Raw genomic sequence first — 1,256 nt, forward strand, 5'->3', positions numbered from 1 at the left:
AAAAAGCATTATTATGATCAACAAATAAAATTGTAATATTATTTAATTTTTTCTCGGCAATATTAATAAATTGTGTTTGGATAATTTGAGTTTCATCATTTAAAGATTCAAAAAATAATAAGCCTGATTTAGATATTATACCCTCACTCAAGGCTTTTTTAGTTAGTTTTGCTTCTAATAACTCATATTTTTGTAAGCCTATAGTACCGATAGGATTCAATATAGTCGTAAAAACTATACCTAACATTAAAGTTAAAACCCTTCCAAAAATTTCATTATCATTTTATTTTTTCTCTCTAAATTCTAAAAACACTTCTATAGAACTGTTAACAAAATAAACAGTCCCATAGTAAATAAAAATTTAATATAGACGAAGTTTAATTTGGAAAAGAGCGAGAAGCCTCGGAATTTTTGACCGCAGCGTAGAATACTACATGAGGATCAACAATGAGAAGCGACGATGCCAATTTTTCAAATTAAACTTCGTCTATATTAAATTTCTTTATAATGTAACATAATAAAGTTACTAATAAAAAATATTAGCATACTAGGTAATAAAATAGCAGCAATTAAAGACAAATTATTATAAGTAAGTATTTTTAATAATATTTCTGATAACGAATATGCTATAAAACCTGAAAATAAACCTAATAGCAGTATTTTTTCTTGGGAATTATCACGCTGTTTAAGACTAATAAAACAACTTGCTAAAATTACGGTTGCCATCATCATTATAGGCTTAAATAATTGCTTGTAATAATAAATTTGATAATTAATAGCCGGTAAACCTGAATTTAATAATTCATTAATTAATTTAGGTAAAGCCCAAATAGAAACCATTTCAGGACGAATAAATTTATTTACTAAACTATTAATTGATAAATTTGTCTGCATAGTTAAATTATTGTAAGCCTTAGTTTCCTCTTTTGTGAAAACCTTAACTCTATTTAAATGTAACATTTTATTTTCAATAATACCGTATAATGCATCAATTCTCTTTAAAAAAGCATTATTATGATCAACAAATAAAATTGTAATATTATTTAATTTTTTCTCGGCAATATTAATAAATTGTGTTTGGATAATTTGAGTTTCATCATTTAAAGATTCAAAAAATAATAAGCCTGATTTAGATATTATACCCTCACTCAAGGCTTTTTTAGTTAGTTTTGCTTCTAATAACTCATATTTTTGTAAGCCTATAGTACCGATAGGATTCAATATAGTCGTAAAAACTATACCTAACATTAAAGTTA

General features: G+C 24.8%; 1 protein-coding gene and 1 pseudogene. Both read right to left on the bottom strand.

What is annotated here, in order from left to right:
* Positions 1-259, bottom strand: a pseudogene (locus tag O6R16_RS07885) (LptF/LptG family permease); the annotation flags it as partial.
* A 233-nt stretch (positions 260-492) separates the two neighbouring features.
* Positions 493-1,256: LptF/LptG family permease (locus tag O6R16_RS07890; protein WP_499680697.1), on the bottom strand; the 764-nt coding region annotated here is incomplete at its 5' end.

Source organism: Candidatus Rickettsia tasmaniensis (assembly GCF_036857515.1).
GTDB lineage: Bacteria > Pseudomonadota > Alphaproteobacteria > Rickettsiales > Rickettsiaceae > Rickettsia > Rickettsia rickettsii.